Origin of the sequence: Dactylosporangium siamense (genome assembly GCF_016862795.1) — a bacterium.
Lineage (GTDB): Bacteria > Actinomycetota > Actinomycetes > Mycobacteriales > Micromonosporaceae > Dactylosporangium > Dactylosporangium siamense.
Window position 1 is genome coordinate 98,144 of record NZ_BONQ01000083.1, and the last position, 13,712, is coordinate 111,855.

A 13,712-nucleotide genomic window follows, 5' to 3' on the forward strand; every position below is an offset into this window, starting at 1 on the left:
CCGCCGTTAAGGCAAGCGAGAGTTTGCGCTTCACACAGACACCCCTTGTGGCGGAAGGGAAATGGGAGCGCTCCCACTGTGGCCCACAGCACAGAGAGTGTCAATACTCTTTCTGCCCGGCTATCGCTTCAGCGTCGGGAACACGTACCAGACGGCGATGAACGCGGCTCCGAGCGCCGCGGCGACGGCGACGGCCCACGAGGTGGCGACCACGACCTCGAAGACCAGGAACACCGCGCCGACCACCGACAGCCACAGGAACACCAGACCGGCGCCGGCCAGGGTGCTGCTCGCGTCGACGAGCTCCTCCTTGCGGCCGCGGCGGAACAGGATCCGGTGGTGGCTCACCGGGGCGATCAGGCAGAGCGTCGCGAGCGCGGTGAGCAGCAGCGTCACGATGTAGGTCGTCCGCTGCAGGTCGGTGATCTGCTCGAACCGCTGGTTGAACGGAAGCGTCAGCAGGAACGCGAACAGGATCTGCACGCCGGTCTGCGCGACCCGCAGCTCCTGCAGCAATTCATTCCAGTTCCGGTCGAAACGCTCATCGGGAGTCTCGTCGCGATCGGCCATGCGGGTTCATTTACCCAACGGGTCGGCGAAGCGAACTTGGCGATCGGCCCAAACCCGGCGCGTCGGGGCTGCGACCGGTTGCATGCTGGGCTTATGGTCGCGAACGTGAGCGCACCCTTCGATGAGTTGACGTCCGGTCGACGCGCGTGGATCGCCCGGGCCGGCCTGGCCGAGCTCGCGTCCGCCATCGGACGGCCCGGCCGCGTGGCCGTGTCCACCCGGCCCGACCTGCTGGCGCGGGTCGACCAGCACGCCGCCGCGATCCGGGAGTCGCTCGGCGGCACGCTGCTCGACCCGGTGGCCCTCGCCGGCTACGCGGCGGCGATCCGCGACGCCGCCCGGGATGCGGGCGAGACCCTGGATGACTGGTCCCGCCCGACCTGGGCGATGCTCCGCCTGTTGGCGATCTGCTCGCTGATCCCTTCCTGAGGGGTTACTTCAGGAAGCGCTTGTCGGCGTGCAGCGGGTCCGTCAGCCGGATGGTGATGAACTCGTTGTTGTCCGGCTGGCCCGGGGTACGGCCGTTGGAGAACGGGAAGTTGTTGTCGTTGACCACGCCGAGCGTGCGGTCGTCGAGGATGACGACGTCCTCGATGGTCTGGAACGGGAACGTGAAGGTGCCCGAGGTGCCGCCCAGGTGGCGCGGGTCGGCGATGTCCATGAGGTCCGCGACCAGGGTCTTCTCGAGCGTGCCGTTGGTCTTCTTCTTGGCGAGGTAGATCCGCTTGAACTTCGCGGTCGCGCCCTGCCCGTTGTCCCGCTCGATGATCAGGAAGCGGTCGTCGTCGACGGCGATCGCGTCGCCGATGGCGTTGGCTGGGTCCTCGAGCTGGTAGATCCAGCGCTTGCCCGTGTAGGTCCTCGACGCGATGTCGAACTCGTTGAGCCGCAGGCCACCCGCCGCGTCGCCGGCGACGACGCCCTCCAGCAGCGCGTACAGCTTCCGGCCGTCGGGCGACTGCGCGAGACCCTCGAAGCCCTTGCTGCTGTTCAGGTTCGGGTTGCCGGCCGGGTTCTCCGGCGCACGGACCCCGTCGAGCGGGATCGGCGCCTGCAGCAGCCGGCCGGCGCGGTCGAAGTGCAGCAGGTACGGGCCGAACTCGTCGCCGATCCAGTACGTGCCGTCCTTGGCCCGCTGGATCGACTCCACGTCGAAGTCGGCGCCGGTCAGCACCCGGTCGGGCCGGGTCAGCGCGAACGGCACGAGGCTGTTCGGGTCGGTGAGGTTGATGCCGCCGACCACGTCCACGGCGTGGTTGCCGTAGTCCGGCGCGACCCGCTGGATGCGCAGCACGAAGTCGGCACTGTTGGCCTTGTTGCCGTAGCCGTTGTCGGAGAGCACCTCGAAGGTGCCGTCCCCGTTGCGGACGATGCCGCTGAAGCCCTGGATCGGCTGGTCGGCGAACGGCGGGGTGATCCCGTTGGACGGTGTGCCGCCCAGCAGCGAACCCGACGGGTCACTCGCGGAGACGAACGTGGCGGCCGGCAGCGACGCGAAACCGGTCAGGGTGGCACGGCCGAAGCTGCCGTGAGCCGAGGCACTGGGGGCGGCGAGGGCGAGCGTGAGCACGCCGAGACCGACGCCGATGCCGGCGCGTCTGAGATTTCTCATGACCCGCGACGCTAGGAGGCCAGGATGAACCGCCTACGTTTTCTTGGTGATGGCCCCGAGAAGGGTGTGCAGCCTGCCGACGACGGCCGGGGCGTCGGTGATGCTGCCGCCGTCCTGGTAGTACACGAACGACACCCGCACGACCAGCTCGCCGCTGGCGGTCTCCACGTGCGCCTCGCCGGTGTCCGCGGACGAGTACGTCGTCGCGTCGATCGACTTCGGGTCCTTCGCCGTGCCCTTGTCGTAGGCGACCTGCTGCGCGGCGCCCATCGACGGCCGGACCAGCACCAGGAACAGGTAGAAGTTGCCCGAGACGCCGTCCACGGAGCACGCCTTGAGCGAGTCGGTGTCGCGCCGTTCCTTGGTGCCCGGCGCCTCCCCGAGCGCGGCCTTGAGCTGGTCGTCGGTGGCGAGGCCGCACACGTCGACGGCGTCGTAGAGCCCGCCGTTGCGTTTCGGATCCGACGGCTGGGCCGGACCGGACGTGTCATCGCCGCAGCCGGCGAGCGCCAGCACGACGCCCGCCGACAGCACGGCTTTCCGTAGGGTCACCCAGTGTTTGTACAGGGTTTCAGACGCGGCCGAAATCCTGGGTCCAGTACGGGGTCCCGTCGGCCTTGTACGCGAGGCCGACACCGACCGCGACGCTGCCGCAGTTGAGGATGTTGGCCTTGTGCCCGGGGCTGTTGATCCAGCCGTCGACGACCTCCTTCGGCGTCCGGTAGCCCCAGGCGATGTTCTCCGCCGACGCCCCGGTGGTGTAGCCGGCGGCCACCTCCCGCTGCACGAACGTGCTGCCGTTGGATCCGGTGTGGCTGAAGAAGTTGTTCGTCACCATGTCCGTGCTGTGCGCCCGGCCGGCGGCCACGAGCCGGGTGTCGATGCGCAGCGCGCCGCAGCCGTTCGCGGTGCGGTAGCTGTTGGTCAGCGCCACGACCTCGGACTCCAGCGAGCTGCTCTCCACCGGCTTGGTGGTCGGAGTCGCCGGCTTGGTGGTCGGCGTGGCCGGCTTCGTCGGGGTGGTCGTCGGCTTCGTGGCCGGCTTCTTGGCGGTCTTCTTCTTCTTTTTCTTCTTCGACACCGCGGCGGCGACGTCCACACCCGCGACCACGTCACCGGCGGCGGTGACGACCTGGGCGGCGGCGGGGGCGGCCGCCGCAGCGGTGACGGTGAGCGTGAAGCCGAGCGGCGCCGCGAGCAGCACGGCGGCGAGGATGGTGGCACGGCGAGGGAACCGGGTCACGATGAGAGAACCTTCCGTCGGTGAGCTTTGACGCAGTTGGTATCGGGTCGCTCACAGCCCTCGTGAGCAGCTCAACTACCCCGCAACGGTCGGCAACCGGCCCGCTACCCGTGCGGGTGGGTCCCTAGTGGACCGGCCCGTGAAGTTCCGTCAAAGGTTGGAGGGCGACGGCTCCGGGCATTCATACCGTTGAGCTACACACCTCGCACGCAGGTCTTGTCGAAGGAGCAGCAATGTCCAGACTGGTCAGACCCAGGGACAACCGTTGGATCGCCGGCGTGTGCTCCGGCCTCGCCCGCCGGTTCGGCCTGTCGCCCAACACGATGCGGCTCATCTTCGTGCTCTCGTGCCTGCTGCCGGGGCCGCAGTTCGTGGCCTACATCGTGTTGTGGGTCCTGATGCCCGACGAGTCGAACTCCCACAGTTACAACTGAGGTCGACACGGGTGCGCTCCGGGTTCACCGGTCAATCGGGGGGCCGGCCGGTCGAACTCGGAGGCATGTTCAAAGACCTCACCGAAGCCACCCGCCACAGCGCCGCCCGCTCGACCCTGAACGGGTTGATGACCTGGCTCGGCGAGTCCGGCCTGGCGGCCGCCACCACGTCCGCCGGCCTCCAGGCCGCTGTCGACCAGCACGCCGCCTCGGTCCGCGACGCCCTCGGCGACCCGGAGCGCGGACCGAACGCCGTCGCCCTGGCCAGCTACGCCACCGGCGTCCGCGACGCGCTGATCGAGGCCCAGTGGCAGCTCCCGCCGACCTCGGAGCTCGACTGGTCGAAGGCGGAGTGGCCGACGGTCCGCCTGATCGCCATCTGCTCCCTCGCCCGCTCCGCCGGCCACCTCTAGGGGCTGTATCGAAGTGGGGGTCGGAGCGAGGCGAGGCTCAGGCGTCGGCTGGGGCCGCGCCGGGCGCGCCTGGATACCGGGGTTGTATCCAGGTGTGACCGGCGTGGTTCCAGGCGGCGTCTGAGTCCGCCGCAGCCCGGCCATCCACTTCGATACAGCCCCTAGCCCTGCCGCCGTGATCCGGAAGACACGCGAATCGCTTTCCGTGATCCGGAAGGCCTTGTGGTGTCAGAGGTGCACAAGGTCTTCCGGATCACGAGCGGAGGACGGCTCCGGACGGCTCGGGACGGCTCGGGGCGCCGAGGAAGATTGCGGACACCGCGCCCGCCAGGCACACCACCGCCGTGATCAGGAAGATTTCGCGATACTCGGTGCGCAGCGCTGACTGGAGTGCGTCCGCGTACGCCGACAGCAGGCGCTTCTGCTCCTCGGCGGGCTTGCCGAACACCAGCGGGAAGTCCAGCTCCGCGGTCAGCGTGTGGAACCGGTGCAGGCCCCACGCGGTCAGCGCGGCGACGCCGATCAGCATGCCCATCGTCCGCGCCACGACGACGGCGGAGGAGGCCACGCCGTGCTGCGGCGGCGGGGTCGCCCGCAGCGCCGCCGACGACAGCGGTGCGATGACCAGCCCGAGCCCGAGCCCGGCGAGCGCGAGGTCCGTGTCCATCCGGGGCAGGAAGCCGAGGTAGCGGGCGGCGGGCAGGTCCACGGGCCAGCCGGCGATGAGCACATACGCCAGCGCCGCGAGCAGCAGGCCGCCGGCGGTGACGACGCGCTCGCTGAGCCGGCCGGAGCGCAGCAGCAGCCCGCCGAGGACGGCGCCGACCGGCAGGGCGACCAGGAACCGGGTCAGCACCAGGGTGGCCTCGACGCCGGACCTGCCCAGCAGGGTCTGCGCGACCAGCTCGACGTCGACCAGCGTCACCATGAGGGCGGCGCCGGCGCACCAGCTCGCGGTGAGGGCGGCGAAGAACGGCCCCTTCGCGGCGCCGGTCAGGTCCAGCAGCCTGGTCTTCGGCCGGCGCTCCCACAGCACGAACAGCACCGTCACCACGGCGGCGCCGGCGAGCACGGGCCAGCCCCACGAGGGCAGGACGGACCGCTCGGGGTCGGGGTTGTAGAGCGCGACGACGACGCCGCCGAGGGCCACCGCGAGCAGCAGCCCGCCGACGAGGTCGGTCCGGCGCGGCGCGGTGGAGGTGGGCGGGCCACCCGGCACGGCCCACCAGACGAGCGCGACCGCGACCACCACGAGCGGCAGGTTGAGCCAGAAGATGCCACGCCAGCTGCCGAGGAGGGCGGCGACCGCCACGCCGTACAGCGGGCCGAGGACGCTGCCGAGCTCCTGCGCGGCGCCGATGTTGCCGAGGACGAGGTGGCGGTCGCGGTCCGGCCACAGGTCGCTGACGAGCGCGACGGTCACCGGGAGCAGCGCGCCACCGGCGATGCCCTGCAGGGTGCGACCCGCGGTGAGCAGGAGTATGTCGCCGGAGGCGGCGGTCAGCGCGGAGCCGGCGCCGAAGCCGAGCAGGCTCGCGACGAGCAGTGCCCGGCGGCCGAAGCGGTCCGAGAGCGAGCCGAGCAGCGGCATGCCGGCGACGTAGCCGAGCAGGAACCCGGTCACGACCGGGGTGACCCGCTCCAGCCGGGTGTCGGCGATGTGCAGCGAGTCCATGATGTCGGTGAGGACCCCGACGACGACGTAGGCGTCCAGCGCGGCGAGCAGCACCGCGACGCCGCCGACGCTGATGGCGAGCCGCCGTCGCGGGACGCCGGCCGGCGTCGGCGCGGCGGTGCTGCTCGCCGCGCTGGTGGGCTGCGTCGACGTCATCGAACTACTTCGGTGCGGTGATGCTGACCGGGGCGTTGAACTCCTTGAACGTCACGGTGACCGTGCCGCCCTTGGCCTCACCGACGGCGGGCAGGGTCCATGCGGCCTTCAGCAGCTTCTTGCCGTCCTTGGCGATCCAGAACTTCCCGGGCACCGAGCCGGTCACGCCGGGCACCACGTTGCTGAGCGTCTCCGCGGAGTTGTTGGTGGAGACCCGGTAGGTCTCCTGGCCGTCGACGGTCTCCGTGGCCTCGGTCTTGCCGCCGGTGGCGGTCCCGACGACCTTGGCGATGCCCCGGTCGGGGTTGAGGATCGCCGACGGGTCATACACGGAGGCGGCGAGGGCGAGCGGCAGCTGCTGGTAGTCGCCGGTGGGGCCCTTCAGCCACATCGTCTGGCCCACGATGCTGAACGCCAGCTCGACCGTCGCGCCCATCTGCTCGACCTGGGCGGTGCCCTGCGCGTTGCCCTCCTTGGTCAGCACGCCCTCGGCGCGCTTGAGCGCGACGCCGGCGATGGTGCCGTCCGCGGTGATGAGGAACTTCGCCGACGTGATCCCGCCCATCGCGGTGGCGGACTCCTTCAGCAGCCCCTCGGCCGCCGGCAGGTTGGGGTCCGCCTTCCCGGCCTCGTCCTCTTTGTTGGACTTGCTGGTGCAGCCGGTCAGGGCGACGAGGAGCAGCGCGGCGGCCATGAAGGGCACAGAGCCGGTCAGCAGAGCACGGGTGCGGGACATACCCCGCATGCTAGACCGACCGGGGTAACAACTCAGGTGCCGTGACCCTGCGCGGTCTCGATGTCACCGGCCGGCGAGCAGCTCGGCGACCGCCCGGCCCGAGGCGGCCGTCGCGCCGAAGGTGGCGATGTGCAGGTCGCCCTTCGGCGCGGCGGGGACACCCATCTCGACCACCACGGCGTCCGGCCGCACGGCGAGGGAGGCGCGCAGCGCGTCGGTGATCCAGGGGTACCGGTGCGGGTCCCTGACCACCAGCAGCAACGGCCGGCCGAGGGACGACTGCAGCGCGTCGGGCAGGCCTTCCTCCGACGACAGGCGCACACCGGACGTGCCGGGCACCAGCTCGGCGAGCGGCGCCAGGAGACCCCACGGCGTCTCGGGCGCGATCGCGAAGTTGAGCTCCGGCTGGAACTCGATCACGTAGGCCGGCCCGGCGAGCGGGAACGCGGCGTCGGGCGCGGTGATGCGCAGCGCCCGGCGGGCCGCCGACAACCCCAGCGCGGCGGCCTTCGGGTCCAGCGGTGCCGCCGCCCCGGCACGCTTGGCGGTGGACCAGGCGGCGAGCCGGGCGACCCGCGCGGCGGCGTCGGCGAGCCGCGACTCGGGCAGCTCACCGGAGCGCACGGCGGCCACGATGGCGTCGCGGAGCAGGTTGGCGGTGTCCTCGTCGGCGTGGTCGCCGCCGACGCAGATCGCGTCGGCGCCGGCGGCCAGGGCGAGGACCGTGGCGTGGGCCAAGCCGAAGCGGTCGGAGATGGCCCGCATCTCGATGCCGTCGGTGACGATCAGGCCCTGGAAGCCCAGCTCGTCGCGGAGCAGCCCGGTCATGATCCGCCCGCTGAGGGTGGCCGGCAGGTCCGGGTCGAGGGCGGGGACGCGCAGGTGGGCGCTCATCACGGCCTGCACCCCGGCGGCGATGGCGGCGCGGAACGGCACCAGCTCGGTGGCGTCGAGCTCGGCCCGCCCGGCCTTGATGATCGGGACGTCCAGGTGCGAGTCGACGCTGGTGTTGCCGTGTCCGGGGAAGTGCTTGGCGCAGGCGGCGACCCCGGCCTCCTGCAGGCCGGTGACCCACGCGGCGGTGTGCCGGGCGACCCGCTCGGGCTCGGCGCCGAACGCACGGGACCCGATGACCGGGTTGTTGGGGTCGGAGTTGACGTCGGCGTCGGGCGCGTAGTCGAACGTGATGCCGACCGAGGCCAGGTCGCGGCCGATGTGGCAGGCGACCTCGCGGGTCAGGGCGGTGTCGTCGACGGCGCCGAGGGCGAGGTTGCCGGGCCACGGGCTGCCGTTGTGCGCGTCGATGCGGGTGACGTCGCCGGCCTCCTCGTCGATCGCGACGATGACGTCGGGACGCTCGGCGCGCAGCGCCGCGGTCAGCTCGGCCACCTGGTCACGGTCGACGACGTTGCGTGCGAAGAGGACGACGCCGCCGAGCCCTTCGGCCAGGCGGCGGCGGACCCACGGTGGGGGCTCCTTGCCCACGAATCCCGGTTGCAGCACGGCGTTGGCCATGCCCACCAGGTCGTCCCCCGTGCTTGCGTCCATGCGTCAACCACCCTTCGCGCCTGGCGAGAATGGTCACATCACATCTCAGTAATAGTCAAGAAACCTTCCAGTAGTTAACGGCCCTGTCATCGATGTGGGCGGATGGTCCAGACGACCGTCATCTCGGTGGTCACCGCGCCGTCGGCCCGCGTGACCTCGATCGCGACGGGAAACTCGGGGCGCTCACCGGCGGCGAGCTCGGCGATGACATCGCGCACGGGACGGCCGAGTCTGGCGACGGCCTGGACGGGCCCGACGGCGAGTTTCCGGTACGCGATCTCCGACCGCACCGCGAGTGGGGTGCCGAGCGCGAGGTGCTCGCCGAACGCCGCCATCACCACGGCGCCGGAAGCGGTCTCGGCGAGCGTGAAGATCGCGCCCGCGTGCGGGCCGGCGACGTGATTGTGCAGCCGCTCCTCGTCCGGGAGCGTGGCGGTGGCACTGATGTCGTCACCGTCCACCCGCACGTCGGTGATCTCGATGCCGACGGTGCGGGCGAACGGGACTGCAGCGATGAGGCCGGCGGCAAGTGTTGGGGGGTCAACGGTCATGCCGCCGATGTTACCGGCTGGTAGCTAGCCCTAGAAGAGCTCGCCGATCGTGTGGATGATGTTGACGTAGAAGTTGCCCTCGATCTTCCGGAACACCTCGAACGGCTCGTGCGGCTCACCGACGAACGGCCGCAGCGTCCACGCGAGCTGGGTGCCGACGAACCCGAAGAGCAGGATCCACACGTGCAGCAGCGTCATGCTGGCCGGACGCTCGCCCGCCGGGAGCGCGACCGCCCCGGTGCGCATCGCGGGCAGCGGCGGCGCCACCGGATACGCGTAGCGGCCGTCGGGCAGCAGCAGTGGCTTCGGCGGATGGGCCGGCAGGGTCTGCACCGCGACCGTCCCGTTGGGCTGCGGTTGCACCGCAGGCCCGGCCGACACCGACGCGGCCGGGACAGCCGCCTTGCCTTCGTCCGTGCCCGCTCCGGCGTCCGCCGTGCCGGCCGGCGCCGGAGACACCGGCGCGTCGGCGGACGGGTTTGCCAGCTCGGCCACCGCGGCAGCCTCGGCGGCCTCGGCCCGCTCCTGCCGCTCCGCAGCGGCCTTGGCCGTGTGGGCGTTCAGCGCGTGCATGCCGCTGGTGAGGAACTTCAGCCCGACGAACGCGGTCATCGTCAGGATCGCCACGTTGAGAATCTTGTAGAACGAGTAGCTGAACGCCGTCAGCAGGAAGAACAGGCTGATCGGCGCGAACGCCAGCGACAGCACCGCGGTCACCGTGATGGTGACCATGACCAGCGCGAGCGCCTGCCGGACCTGCAACCTGGCGCCGAACACCAGGTTGAACAGGTATAGCGTGGGCAGGCAGATCGCGAGCGTCATCAGGAACAGCAGGGGCAGTTTCAGCGCCGACAGACCGGCCTGGGCCGGGCTGTGCGACGAGCCGAGGACCGCTCCGTAGCAGGCGAGCGCCAGCACTGAGCTGGCGAGCATCTGCAACGTGAGCTTGCCGAGATCGCGCTCCTCACCGATCTGTCGCCAGATCGAGTCCCGGTCACGCAAAATCCGCTCGATGATGAGCAGTCCACTGCCGGGTGGTTGAGCGGTGCTTGTTGTGCCTTGTGCAGCCATCAGAACATTCCCCTATGTCGGAGGGCCAGATCGCCGCAGGCTAGAGCAGCCGCTTACTCAGCGCCATCCCACATCGATGCGCTGTCCCCTTTCGTCGAAGAAGTGCAGTGCTTCCATGCGGACGGCAACGGTCAGTGGGTGACCATGCGTCACCGCGGGGTAGGGCGCGAGTCGCACCGCGAGCTCCGCCGGGCGGCGGTGGTGGCGGCCCGGGTCGCTCAGGACGCTGTCGCGCTGGGGCGCGCGACGGCCGCGGCCGTTGCCGGCACCGACCAGCTCCAGGTCCTCGACACCACCACCGCGGCCGGTGAGCTTGCTGACGAACCGCTTCAGCCCACCACCGTTGATCGGGATGTCGGTCGGCGGCGCGCCGATCTCGTCGACGATCACGGCGGTCGCGCCGATGTCGAGGAACGCGAGCGACTCGTGGCCGTGGTGCTCCAGGTAGCGGATCCTGCCGCGCAGGACGTCGCCGCCGGTGGTGTCGGGCACGGGCGTGAGCGCCTCGGCGCGCACGCCGATGACGATCCGCTCGCCGTGGAAGTGCGCGACCTGGCGGGAGCGCAGATCGTTCCACGGCAGGTGCAGCACCTGGTCGCCCATGTGCAGCGCGATGTGCCGGTCGAGGTGCACGTACACCTCGGCCTCGAGCAGGTTCATCCGTGGGCTGCCGAGGAACGCCGCGACGTAGAGGGTCGCGGGACGCCCGTAGACCTGGGTCGGGGTGCCGACGTCCTGCAGGACACCCTTGCGCAGGATCGCGACACGGTCCGCCATGGTCAGCGCCTCGGCCTGGTCGTGCGTGACGTAGATCGTGGTGACGCCGAGCTCGCGGACCAGGCCGGAGATCTCCGCGCGCAGCTCCGCCCGCAGGCCGCTGTCCAGGTTGGACAGGGGCTCGTCCATGAGGAAGAGCTTGGGCCGGCGCACGATGGCGCGGCCCATCGCGACCCGCTGGCGCTGGCCACCGGAGAGCTGCCCGGGCTTGCGGGCCAGCACGTCACCGATGCCCAGCGCGCTGGCGACCTCGGCGACCTGCTCGGCCCGCGGCTCCGGCTCGACCCCGGACAGCCGCAGCGGGAAGCCGATGTTCTCCCCGACGGTCATGTGCGGGTAGAGCGCGAAGTCCTGGAAGACCATCGCCACTCCCCGCTCGCGCGGCGGGAGGTCGTTGGCCAGGTCGCCGTCGAGCATGATCGCGCCCGAAGTGGGGTCCTCGAGACCCGCGACCATGCGCAGCAAGGTCGACTTCCCGCAGCCACTGGGCCCGAGAAGCACCATGAACTCGCCTTGCCCAACATCGAGGTTCACTCGGTCGACGGCCACCGTGCCGTCGGCGAAAACCTTCATCACATCTTTGAGTGCGACGGTAGCCACCGTCACCTCCGCCCCAGGTCAGCAAAGCAATTCGCGGATAACTCAGTTACCCCGAGTCAAGTACTGTGACGAGGGGCACGCTATTGGTCCATCGGGTAAATGACCAGTGTTCAGCGTGTTACCGCGCAACTACCGTTAGGAAAGCTTGCAGTTCGCCCCGCGCTACGACGCCGGGAAGTTTACGGTCACGGATGTGTATCCGAGTGCCCCGAGGAACTGCTGCAGCATCTTCCGGGTGTTCTCCTCGGCCCGCTTGCTCAGACCGGCCTCCTTGGCCGCCGTGCCGATCTTCTCCTCGGCGAGCTTGTAGACCTCCTGCAGCCGGTTCGGGTCCGACTTGAAGGCGTCCGCGAGCCGGTTGAAGAGCCCGCGATCCTCCTGGTACACGTAGCTGCGGTCGTTGTTGATCCGCACCGGGCGCAGCTGCGGCGCCGGCAGCGTGATCTCGACCGTCCGCCGGTCCTCGGACTCCTTCACCGCGCCCTGACCGATCCCGGCGAAGTCGACATAGACCTCCACCGACCCGGCGGCGACGAACAGGATCCGCTCGTTGAGCAGGAAGTCCGGGATGTACTTGCGGTCCTTCTGCACGTCGACGATGACCTCGAAGTTGCCCTCGGCCGCCACGTACTGGCTCAGGTCCTGCACCGACTTGAGCAGCGCGGGTCCGCTGCGGTCGGTCTGCTCCTTCGCGAAGGGGTTCTTCAGGTCGGGGAACAGCCCGATCGTCTTGGCGCCCAGCACCAGCGCGACGATCAGGCCGATCGTGGCGACCAGCCAGAACAGGCCACGCATCGCGCCGCCGCCGGCCTTGACCGGCACGATCACCGGCGCGTCCCGGCGGTCCTCCCGGTCGCGCGGGTCGATGGGGTCGCCGATCTTCGGCGACCAGCCCTTACCCTTGCCCGAGGTCGGCGGGGTGTCAGCGGACCCGGACGTGATCTCTGGGTATTCGGCGGTGTTCGGGTCCGGCTCGCGCCGCTGGGTCGGCTCGTCGTCCGAGTCGTCGGGGGTCACGGTTTCGTCGTTGCGGGCCATGCTGACTCCTCCGGGAGGATCTTCTTCCTCTCACGGTAGAGGGGTCGGTAAAGCGCCGCGAATCGATCTCAGCCGAACGCGGCGAGTCCGGTCAGCTTCTGCCCGATGACCAGCTGATGGATCTCCGAGGTGCCCTCGTATGTGAGCACCGTCTCCAGGTTGGCGGCGTGCCGCATGACCGGATACTCCGCACTGATGCCGTTGGCGCCGAGGATGGTGCGGCACTGCCGGGCGATGGCGAGGGCCTCCCGGACGTTGTTGAGCTTGCCGACGCTGACCTGCTCCGGCTTCAGGACCCCGGCGTCGGCGCGCCGGCCGAGGTGCAGCGCGAGCAGGTAGCCCTTCTGCAGCTCGACGGCGGCGTCGGCGAACTTCGCCTGGGTCAGCTGGAACCCGGCGATCGGCCGGCCGAACTGCTCGCGCGCGCCCGCGTAGTCCAGTGCGGTGTGCAGGCTGTCGCGGGCGGCGCCGAGCGCGCCCCACACGATGCCGTACCGCGCCTCGGTGAGACACGACAGCGGTGCCTTCAGCCCCTTCGCGTCCGGCAGCAGCGCGTCCGCCGGCAACCGGACGCCGTCCAGGACGATCTCGCCGGTGCAGGAGGCACGCAGCGACAGCTTGTGCTTGACCTCCCGGGCCGTCACGCCGGGCGTGCCCATCGGCACGACGAACCCGTTGACGCCCGCCTCGGTGCGGGCCCAGATCACGGCCACGTCGGCGAGCGGCGCGTTGGTGATCCACATCTTGGTGCCGTCGAGGACCCAGTCGTCGCCGTCGCGGCGGGCCCGGGTCTTCATCGAGCCGGGGTCCGAGCCGTGGTCGGGCTCGGTCAGGCCGAAGCAGCCGATGAGGTCGCCGGCGGCCATGCCGGGCAGCCAGCGGTCCTTGTGGTCGTCGGAGCCGTACTTCCAGATCGCGAACATCGCCAGGGAGCCCTGGACGCTGACCAGGCTGCGGACGCCGGAGTCGCCGGCCTCCAGCTCCAGGCAGGCGAGGCCGTAGGCGACCGCGCCGGCCCCGGCGCACCCGTATCCGGTCAGATGCATGCCGAGCAGCCCGACGGAGGCGAACTCCTTCGCCAGGTCGCGGACCGGCACCTGGCCCCGCTCATACCAGTCGGCGACGTTGGGCCGGACGTGGTCGTCGACGACGCGCCGGACCACGGCGCGGATCGCCAGCTCCTCCTCGGAGTGCAGCGCGTCGACATCGAGCAGGTCCAGGGGCCGGGTCGTCGTCACAACTAACACTGTAAGTCAAAACCACGAGGGGCTGTGCCGAGGCACAGCCC

At 70.5% G+C, this 13,712-nt stretch carries 15 protein-coding genes; 3 read left to right on the top strand and 12 right to left on the bottom strand.

Translation table 11 applies throughout. The features are described 5' to 3' along the window. Positions 1 to 120: 120 nt before the first annotated feature. Entirely contained in the window at positions 121 to 570 is a 450-nt protein-coding gene (locus Dsi01nite_RS27325; RefSeq protein ID WP_203849135.1) for a DUF6328 family protein, read from the bottom strand. A gap of 105 nt (positions 571 to 675) precedes the next feature. Here Dsi01nite_RS27325 and Dsi01nite_RS27330 point away from each other — a divergent pair, with 105 nt between their 5' ends. Next, complete coding sequence (locus Dsi01nite_RS27330; RefSeq protein ID WP_239136206.1) at positions 676 to 999, top strand: DUF6401 family natural product biosynthesis protein; 324 nt, start codon at positions 676 to 678, stop codon at positions 997 to 999. A 4-nt stretch (positions 1,000 to 1,003) separates the two neighbouring features. On the opposite strand, the gene Dsi01nite_RS27335 is transcribed toward Dsi01nite_RS27330, so the two are convergent. From Dsi01nite_RS27335 to Dsi01nite_RS57540, 3 genes are read right to left on the bottom strand one after another with little or no spacing between them, the layout of a single operon-like run. After that, a complete protein-coding gene (locus tag Dsi01nite_RS27335; protein WP_203849137.1) occupies positions 1,004 to 2,182 on the bottom strand; it encodes an esterase-like activity of phytase family protein in 1,179 nt (392 codons plus the stop codon). 33 nt (positions 2,183 to 2,215) lie between these two features. Beyond that, positions 2,216 to 2,734: a DUF3558 domain-containing protein gene (locus Dsi01nite_RS27340; protein WP_203849138.1), complete on the bottom strand. Its 519-nt coding sequence runs from the start codon at positions 2,732 to 2,734 to the stop codon at positions 2,216 to 2,218. 19 nt (positions 2,735 to 2,753) lie between these two features. Then, positions 2,754 to 3,425 carry a CAP domain-containing protein gene (locus Dsi01nite_RS57540; protein ID WP_239136207.1) on the bottom strand — a complete coding sequence of 224 codons (672 nt, stop codon included), beginning with the start codon at positions 3,423 to 3,425 and terminating at the stop codon, positions 2,754 to 2,756. 233 nt (positions 3,426 to 3,658) lie between these two features. Here Dsi01nite_RS57540 and Dsi01nite_RS27350 point away from each other — a divergent pair, with 233 nt between their 5' ends. Together Dsi01nite_RS27350 and Dsi01nite_RS27355 are read left to right on the top strand one after the other, a co-directional pair. Continuing rightward, entirely contained in the window at positions 3,659 to 3,859 is a 201-nt protein-coding gene (locus Dsi01nite_RS27350) for a PspC domain-containing protein (protein ID WP_203849139.1), read from the top strand. Between the two features lie 65 nt (positions 3,860 to 3,924). Continuing rightward, the gene (locus Dsi01nite_RS27355; RefSeq protein WP_203849140.1) at positions 3,925 to 4,272 is read left to right on the top strand and encodes a DUF6401 family natural product biosynthesis protein; all 348 of its coding nucleotides are present in this window, start codon (positions 3,925 to 3,927) and stop codon (positions 4,270 to 4,272) included. Positions 4,273 to 4,525: 253 nt separating this feature from the next. Here the strand turns inward: Dsi01nite_RS27355 and Dsi01nite_RS27360 are convergent, their stop codons facing one another. From Dsi01nite_RS27360 to Dsi01nite_RS27395, 8 genes are all read right to left on the bottom strand, one after another. After that, the gene (locus tag Dsi01nite_RS27360; RefSeq protein ID WP_203849141.1) at positions 4,526 to 6,103 is read right to left on the bottom strand and encodes an MFS transporter; all 1,578 of its coding nucleotides are present in this window, start codon (positions 6,101 to 6,103) and stop codon (positions 4,526 to 4,528) included. Between the two features lie 4 nt (positions 6,104 to 6,107). After that, on the bottom strand, positions 6,108 to 6,839 hold the full coding sequence (locus Dsi01nite_RS27365; RefSeq protein ID WP_203849142.1) for an LppX_LprAFG lipoprotein: 732 nt from the start codon (positions 6,837 to 6,839) through the stop codon (positions 6,108 to 6,110). Between the two features lie 63 nt (positions 6,840 to 6,902). Further along, entirely contained in the window at positions 6,903 to 8,387 is a 1,485-nt protein-coding gene (locus Dsi01nite_RS27370; RefSeq protein ID WP_203849143.1) for a glycoside hydrolase family 3 protein, read from the bottom strand. Positions 8,388 to 8,473: 86 nt separating this feature from the next. After that, entirely contained in the window at positions 8,474 to 8,938 is a 465-nt protein-coding gene (locus Dsi01nite_RS27375; protein WP_203849144.1) for a DUF4442 domain-containing protein, read from the bottom strand. Between the two features lie 30 nt (positions 8,939 to 8,968). Next, positions 8,969 to 10,009 carry a hypothetical protein gene (locus Dsi01nite_RS27380; protein ID WP_203849145.1) on the bottom strand — a complete coding sequence of 347 codons (1,041 nt, stop codon included), beginning with the start codon at positions 10,007 to 10,009 and terminating at the stop codon, positions 8,969 to 8,971. Positions 10,010 to 10,066: 57 nt separating this feature from the next. After that, the gene (locus Dsi01nite_RS27385) at positions 10,067 to 11,386 is read right to left on the bottom strand and encodes an ABC transporter ATP-binding protein (RefSeq protein WP_203849146.1); all 1,320 of its coding nucleotides are present in this window, start codon (positions 11,384 to 11,386) and stop codon (positions 10,067 to 10,069) included. Positions 11,387 to 11,548: 162 nt separating this feature from the next. Then, positions 11,549 to 12,424 (bottom strand): DUF4230 domain-containing protein, encoded by an 876-nt coding sequence (locus tag Dsi01nite_RS27390; protein WP_203849147.1) that lies wholly within the window; start codon positions 12,422 to 12,424, stop codon positions 11,549 to 11,551. Positions 12,425 to 12,492: 68 nt separating this feature from the next. Further along, positions 12,493 to 13,662 (bottom strand): acyl-CoA dehydrogenase family protein, encoded by a 1,170-nt coding sequence (locus tag Dsi01nite_RS27395; protein ID WP_203849148.1) that lies wholly within the window; start codon positions 13,660 to 13,662, stop codon positions 12,493 to 12,495. Positions 13,663 to 13,712: the final 50 nt, after the last annotated feature.

Coding starts and splice junctions, on each gene's coding strand:
- Dsi01nite_RS27355 (WP_203849140.1), top strand. CDS start 3,925: ATGTTCAAAGACCTCACCGAAGCCACCCGCCACAGCGCCGCCCGCTCG.
- Dsi01nite_RS27365 (WP_203849142.1), bottom strand. CDS start 6,839: ATGTCCCGCACCCGTGCTCTGCTGACCGGCTCTGTGCCCTTCATGGCC.
- Dsi01nite_RS27375 (WP_203849144.1), bottom strand. CDS start 8,938: ATGACCGTTGACCCCCCAACACTTGCCGCCGGCCTCATCGCTGCAGTC.
- Dsi01nite_RS27380 (WP_203849145.1), bottom strand. CDS start 10,009: ATGGCTGCACAAGGCACAACAAGCACCGCTCAACCACCCGGCAGTGGA.
- Dsi01nite_RS27350 (WP_203849139.1), top strand. CDS start 3,659: ATGTCCAGACTGGTCAGACCCAGGGACAACCGTTGGATCGCCGGCGTG.
- Dsi01nite_RS27370 (WP_203849143.1), bottom strand. CDS start 8,387: ATGGACGCAAGCACGGGGGACGACCTGGTGGGCATGGCCAACGCCGTG.
- Dsi01nite_RS27325 (WP_203849135.1), bottom strand. CDS start 570: ATGGCCGATCGCGACGAGACTCCCGATGAGCGTTTCGACCGGAACTGG.
- Dsi01nite_RS27360 (WP_203849141.1), bottom strand. CDS start 6,103: ATGACGTCGACGCAGCCCACCAGCGCGGCGAGCAGCACCGCCGCGCCG.
- Dsi01nite_RS27390 (WP_203849147.1), bottom strand. CDS start 12,424: ATGGCCCGCAACGACGAAACCGTGACCCCCGACGACTCGGACGACGAG.
- Dsi01nite_RS27335 (WP_203849137.1), bottom strand. CDS start 2,182: ATGAGAAATCTCAGACGCGCCGGCATCGGCGTCGGTCTCGGCGTGCTC.